Here is a 6,301-nt window from a genome sequence, read left to right as displayed (position 1 = left end):
CCCATATAAAAACAGTGCGAGCTGGCGAGCTTGATTGTCCGCAGGACAATCAGGCGTTGCAAGCGAGCACGGACTTTCGATTCGAAAGAGGTCTAAGCATTGTTTTTATATATTGTTAGCACACGTCTTTATTTCAGTTTCTTGTAACGATAATGTGTGTTGAAAAAATCATCCTTTTCTTTGTAAATCAGTTCCTCTTTCTCCAGCTTAATTATTGAATAAATTCGATTTCCCAAAGTCAGAGTTGAATCATTAAGACGATAAGTCGCTTTATATTCATTTCCCATCTGATTGACTAATATCGATCCATCGTTATTAAATGTCAGATAGGTATTTAAATCCGCCATTGAGTTAGAATCAGAGTCTGAGTCAGAGTCAGTTTCCTCGAGTGGCTCTATATCACTTGGAAAAGAATCGGCTTCCTCAACTAAAATCCATTTTCCAATCAGTATTTTCTCTGAGTTAGTTTGTGCATTGGCTTGATTAATTCCCAGAATTAAAATCAGGAAAAAGAGTATTGTTTTCATTGGTTTTCTTAGATTCTGACTAACGTCAAATTAGTTGGTTGGTATTAAGGATGGTGAAAACCCCAGATCCTCTGGTTTAAGTTCCAATTTAGCTATATTTTTCTTTAGCCGCGCCACCATCTTCAATTTCCGCTTTTGATCAAGAAATAGATATTCAGTTGGTGGAAGATATGGAACTTTTTTTACCATCATGTTCCAGACTATTACTGCCAGTTTTCTTGCTGTTGCAGATACAGCTGCTGTTCTTCCTTTTCTATATGCTACTCTTCTAAAGAAATTGGATAAATGAGTGTCTTTTAAATTTCCTATGGAATTGGCCGCTAATCGAAAGGCTATTTTTAGCCGGTTACTACCTTTTGGTATTCTATGGCTTAAGATCTTTCCTCCGGATATTTTATTGTTTGGAGCTAATCTTAACCAGGAAGTAAAATGTTTACCAGATTCAAATTTTTTAAAACCTTCTGGTCCTATTTCGCTCATTATAGAAACTACTGTAGCGTGACTTAATCCTTCTATGGTAAATAAATCGACACCTTCAAAATACTGATAGGCTATCTGATTAAGGTTTTTGATTTTAGGAGCATTTTTGTTGATCCTCTTGTATGGCTTTTCAGTAGTTTTTAAAGCTCTTTTGGCGGGGAACTTTTTGAGCTCTGCATTTATAAACTTCTCCATCTGTTTATCACACTCTTCAATCTTCTTTTGAAGAAACAGGTAAGTTTCGTATTCCTGCTTTAAACCAAAAAGGAAATCCTCTCTATTATTTCCGTGCAATGCTTTGGCTATCTCTTCTTCTGACTTTCTACAGTTGTAATGCCGGTGCTTTGCAAGTTTTTCGGGGTCCAAATTACCTTTGCAGATATCGTCTATTATAGCAAGTCCTGTAAGGCCACATACATCCTTTACCACTACATCGAGCCTAAAGTTTAAAAACTTGAGGAACTTCTGCATTTTATGAGTGGTAGAAGCTGCTTGATCTACCCAATTTCCACGCTGTCTACAGTAAGTGCGCAATTTCTCTGTAGTTTCATCTGGAAGGAAACTCCCGGAGAGAAGCCCCAGGGTATGCAACTGCTGGATCCACCTGCAATCTTTTACATCTGTCTTTTTTCCTTTTGCATTTTTGGTGAATTTTCCATTAACCAGTACCACTTCAAAACCTTGTTTAACCAGCTCTGTAAACAGGTTTTGCCAGTAATCACCTGTAGATTCCATTGCGACAGTGGTAATATCTTTTGATTTCATCCATTGTCCAAGTGCAGTGAGTTCTTCGGCATATACACCAAATTCCTTCACATCATCTTTTGACTGCCCAACAGCTACATAGTGTGAGCGGCTACCAACATCAATCCCGGCTGCATTGGGATTGATGATTTCCATAGAAACCTTTTTTCGTCCCATAATTAAAAATTTTAGAAAAAGACTCTAAGGAAATGTATCTTTGATTTGAACAATATTCTGAACGGGCTCTCCAAAAAGGGGCACCACTGAAATTATCAACAAGCTCCTGAACCTCTAATTCAGGAGCTTTTTTACATTTCGACCAGAATGTGTCTCGGGCTTTATTTCAAGCACCAATTTAAATAGCGGCCACACATAGAGTCTGCTTAAATTTAATAAAGGAAGGTGATATTTTGCGCCCCGTTAGCCAAAGAAATTAATGGAGTTTCTTCATGTGGGGAATGTGTGCTAACGTCCCATATAAAAATAGTGCGAGCTGGCGAGCGTGATTGTCCGCAGGACAATCCGCCAAGCAAGCGAACACGGATTTTCGATTTAAAACTAAACTAAGCATTGTTTTTATATGTTGTTGGCGTTAGTACTTTTACTCGGTCCCCACTGAAAAGTCTATAAATGTCTGTTTTAGCTGAATATGCGATTTATCATTTTCTAAAATCAGAGAATACTCCGATTTAAATTTAGTTTCATATTCCTTTTTTAAATCAAAAGAGTACTTATCATTAAGATCCGAATAAGTGCAATTTTGGAAAATAATACTGTCTTTTCCTGAAAAGGTAAAATCACATTTCGCGAAAAGAAGAGTATCAATTTTTAGGTTAACTGTTTTTTGTGCAAAAGCATCTGAAAAAGTCAAAATCGGTTGAAACATAGAAGTGTCAAAAATCTTGTTCCTTTTTAAGTCCGAGCCATTTATTTCCAAAACTTCAATTCCCCAATCCCCTTTATAAAGTTGATCGTGTTCATTACACGAAAAGAGAAAAAAACAAATTATTATCAAATAAATTTTGAATCTCATTCGTATTTCATTTTTGTATTAACGCCAACGTCCCGTATAAAAACAGTGCGGCGATTGCCGGCGATGATTTTCCGCAGGAAAATCAGGCGCAGCAAGTACGCACAGACTTTCGAACCGACACTAAGATAGCATTGTTTTTATACATTGTTGCCAAATAGTGCTGCCCGACTGAGTGAGCCGCTTCGTTTTTCAATCCGCTGCGTTTTGTTTTTAAAGTTTATTTTTTCTTACCTCTCAAAAAAGGCAATTTCACGTCCGGTTTTATTTCTCCGGTTGAGTGAGAAAGTCCGCTGCAGTTTCTTTTGAAACCCAATTTTTCTTACCTCTCAAAAATGATGTTTTTACCGCTTCTTTTTTTCTCCGCCTGAGTGAATGATCCGTCGCAATTCTTCTTTTAAAACTCAATTTTTCTTTCCTTCCAAAAATGGCATTTTAGGAGTCCGTTTTATTTGAGTCCGTTTTTATTTTTCCCGCGTTTCGTTGGTCAGCAGCATTTTTGGCAACGTCCCGTATAAAAACAGTGCGAGCTGGCGAGCTTGATTGTCCGCAGGACAATCAGCCACAAAAGCGAGCACGGAGTTTCGATTCAAGACTAATTTAAGCATTGTTTTTATACGTTGTTATATACTGTGGCGACACGTACTAATGCTCTATAGATAAAAAAAGGAGGAAAATTAATTCCTCCCTACTAATTAAACATTTTGAGAAAAAATTTAATAAGCTTGCATTTCAGCTGCTGCTTTGTTCATTTTCATTGCAATCTCAGTCAGACGCGCCATTTGTTTTGAGTTGAATTCGTTACTCATTCCTTGTACTTTAGAATTCATATCATTTGCTTTTTGCATTAAAGCGGGATATTGTTGCATTGCAGATGCATCTCCCTTATGTGCTTTCTTCAAGAATACAATATATTCATCAACATAGTCTTCATAACTATCCAATGCAGCATCAATTTCTGCGCTTTTATTGGAATCAGTTTCTCCCATTCCTATTTCCTTTTCTATCTCCGCATCTAATTCTTTCATCTCTGCATCAAAGTCCGCTTCAAAGTCCGCCATTTCTTCATCCATTTCTGCTTCGTAATCCGCTATTTCCTCGTCGTATTGGGATTGAGATTCAAAATCTGTTGATTTCTGTTCTTTACCAGAATCGCCGCAAGAAATTAATATAAGAGCTGATGCAGCATAACCAAAGAGTAATTTTCTTTTCATTTATTTTTAATTTAATTATTTACAATTTCTTTTTGCTTCAAAAAAAGCTTTCTCAAATTTCTCCTCGTCCTCACCGCTGTATTTTCCTTCTAATTCATCTGCTAATTCTGCTAATTTCTGAGAGTTGTCTAAATCTGTAAAATCTTTTTCTGCCTTACAAGTTAGTTCAGCCAATTCTTTGGCATCGCTTTCAATAGAATTCCCACAGCTTGTTAGGACAATGGATGCTCCTAAAATAAATACCCATTTTTTTAAATTGTTCATTTTCATTTTTGATAATTTGTGATGGTTAGTTTGTACTTTAAAAGTCAAATTAAGTTAATATAATCTTAAAAAACGAATAAATCTTTTAATATTCGATGTGTTGCAGCTTTTTAATAGACTTTGCTTTTATTGTTATAATATGAGGATAATCTATATGAAGTAGTTGATTTTTCGATACTCGCCGCTTCATTCCAATAGTAATAGTATGTCTTTTCGTTTTCTAAGTTCCCTATTTCGTTATTGTGTTTTCCCAATAATTCAAGATTTTGATTAAACACCTTTTTATGTGCTTCACTAAAATCGGAACTATCATACAGCTTTTCACCGAATGCATTTCTAAAGGTATATTTTTTAATAATTGCTTCACACTTATCAACGTTCGCTTGCGCTAATGCAAGTGCTTTTTCATATTTAGCTTTCCATTGTTTGTAATCTGGATTGGTAGGCATAGCTTTCCATTCTTCTTCACGTTGCTTTTGCTCTTTTTCTGCCTTTTCCTGTGCAATTTTTGCATCTTTTTCATCTTGGATGCGCTTTTTTTCCGCTTCTAATTCCCTTTCTCTTTTAGCCTCTGCCTTTGCAATTGCCTCTGCTCTCCGGTATCTCACCCAATCATCTCTATATTTCTGTATTTCTTCAATTCTACTTTTAAAATCTTCATTTATTTCTTGAATTTTCAAGTCATATTTTTCTTGTTGTTCTTTTAATTCTTTGTTCTTTTTTCTCTGGTCTTCTTTTGTATCCACAATATTCTTTGCAAACCACCCTTTTTCTTTTAGTTCTTTAGGTTGTTCTTTTGGTTTCAAGTATTCTGCTTGCGATAAGGCAGTTTTATAATTTTCAACGGCTCGTATAGAATCCTTTTTTGCATTATCTATATAATCTTTTATAGTCCAAGTATGACCTCCGATACTACCTCCGTTTGGGAAGGAATCAGGATATTTTTGGGAGAATGATCCAAAAGAAATTAATAAAGCTAATAGTGTAATGGTAATTTTCATAAAGTAATTGTTTAGGTTGTTATGTTAAATGTAATTTGAGTTCTAAATCTGTATTATTGCCTGGTGTTTTTGGAGCCATTGTATATAACGTCCCGTATAAAAAATAGTGCGAGCTGGCAAGCTTGATTGTCCGCAGGACAATCAGGCGTTGCAAGCGAGCACGGACTTTCGAATTGAGACAGGTTTGAGCATTGTTTTTATACGTTGTTGTGAAATAGTGCCTCCCGACCGAGTGAGCCGATCCGCTATTCAATCCGCTGCGTTTCAAATTTAAAATTTATTTTCTTACCTCTCAAAAAGGGCAAATTTGCGTTCTCTTTTTTGTCCATCCGAGTGAGAAAATCCGTTACAGTTTAGTTTTAAAATGGATTTTTCTCACCTCTCAAAAATGATATTTTTCGCATTTCTTTTTTTCTCCGTTTGAGTGAGAAGTCCGTCGCCATTTATCTTTTTAAACCCAATTTATCTTTCCTTCCAAAAATGGCATTTTAAAAGTCCGTTTTTTTCCGAGTTAGTTTTTAGTTTTCTTGCGTTTTGTTTGTCAGAGGCATTTTTCACAACGTCCCGTATAAAAAATAGTGCGAGCTGGCGAGCTTGATTGTCCGCAGGACAATCAGGCGTTGCAAGCGAGCACGGACTTTCGAATTGAGACAGGTTTGAGCATTTTTTTTATACGTTGTTGTAAAATAGTGCCGCTCGCCTGAGTGAGCCGTTTCGCTTTACAATCCGCTACGCTTTGCTTTTAAATTTTAGTTTTACTTACCTCTCAAAAAGGGCATATTTTCGTTTCTTTTTTTTTCTCACCGTAAGAGTGAGAAATCCGTTGCATCATTATTTGAAACTGAATTTATCTTACCTCTCAAAAATGATATTTTTAGCACTTCCTTTTCTCTCCGCTTGAGTAATAAGTCCGCTGCCATTTATCTTTTTAAACTCAATTTTTCTTTCCTTCCAAAAATGGCATTTTTAGAGTCATTTTTTTAGGTCAGTTTTTATTTTTCTCCGCGTCCTGTTTGTCAGCGGCATTTTTTACAACGTCTC

5 protein-coding genes are annotated in these 6,301 nt (G+C 36.0%); all 5 read right to left on the bottom strand.

Annotated features, from left to right (window positions below; translation table 11 throughout):
• Positions 1-128: 128 nt before the first annotated feature.
• The 5 genes from RM545_RS17185 to RM545_RS17165 all read right to left on the bottom strand — a co-directional run bounded on the left by RM545_RS17185 (position 129) and on the right by RM545_RS17165 (position 5,260).
• Positions 129-527, bottom strand: a complete 399-nt coding sequence (locus RM545_RS17185; protein ID WP_311496519.1) for a hypothetical protein — start codon at positions 525-527, stop codon at positions 129-131.
• A 30-nt stretch (positions 528-557) separates the two neighbouring features.
• On the bottom strand, positions 558-1,928 hold the full coding sequence (locus RM545_RS17180; protein WP_311496518.1) for an IS110 family RNA-guided transposase: 1,371 nt from the start codon (positions 1,926-1,928) through the stop codon (positions 558-560).
• A gap of 1,569 nt (positions 1,929-3,497) precedes the next feature.
• Positions 3,498-3,995 (bottom strand): DUF6591 domain-containing protein, encoded by a 498-nt coding sequence (locus RM545_RS17175; RefSeq protein WP_311496517.1) that lies wholly within the window; start codon positions 3,993-3,995, stop codon positions 3,498-3,500.
• Positions 3,996-4,010: 15 nt separating this feature from the next.
• Complete coding sequence (locus RM545_RS17170; RefSeq protein WP_311496516.1) at positions 4,011-4,265, bottom strand: hypothetical protein; 255 nt, start codon at positions 4,263-4,265, stop codon at positions 4,011-4,013.
• Positions 4,266-4,369: 104 nt separating this feature from the next.
• Positions 4,370-5,260, bottom strand: a complete 891-nt coding sequence (locus RM545_RS17165; protein ID WP_311496515.1) for a hypothetical protein — start codon at positions 5,258-5,260, stop codon at positions 4,370-4,372.
• Between the last annotated feature and the right edge of the window lie 1,041 nt (positions 5,261-6,301).

The organism is Autumnicola lenta (assembly GCF_031846515.1).
Classification (GTDB): Bacteria; Bacteroidota; Bacteroidia; order Flavobacteriales; family Flavobacteriaceae; genus Autumnicola; species Autumnicola lenta.
This window is presented reverse-complemented; position numbering and strand designations above follow the sequence as displayed.

Excerpts from the sequence above, each read along its gene's own strand:
- RM545_RS17185 (WP_311496519.1), bottom strand. The coding sequence starts at position 527 with ATGAAAACAATACTCTTTTTCCTGATTTTAATTCTGGGAATTAATCAA.
- RM545_RS17165 (WP_311496515.1), bottom strand. The coding sequence starts at position 5,260 with ATGAAAATTACCATTACACTATTAGCTTTATTAATTTCTTTTGGATCA.
- RM545_RS17170 (WP_311496516.1), bottom strand. The coding sequence starts at position 4,265 with ATGAAAATGAACAATTTAAAAAAATGGGTATTTATTTTAGGAGCATCC.
- RM545_RS17180 (WP_311496518.1), bottom strand. The coding sequence starts at position 1,928 with ATGGGACGAAAAAAGGTTTCTATGGAAATCATCAATCCCAATGCAGCC.
- RM545_RS17175 (WP_311496517.1), bottom strand. The coding sequence starts at position 3,995 with ATGAAAAGAAAATTACTCTTTGGTTATGCTGCATCAGCTCTTATATTA.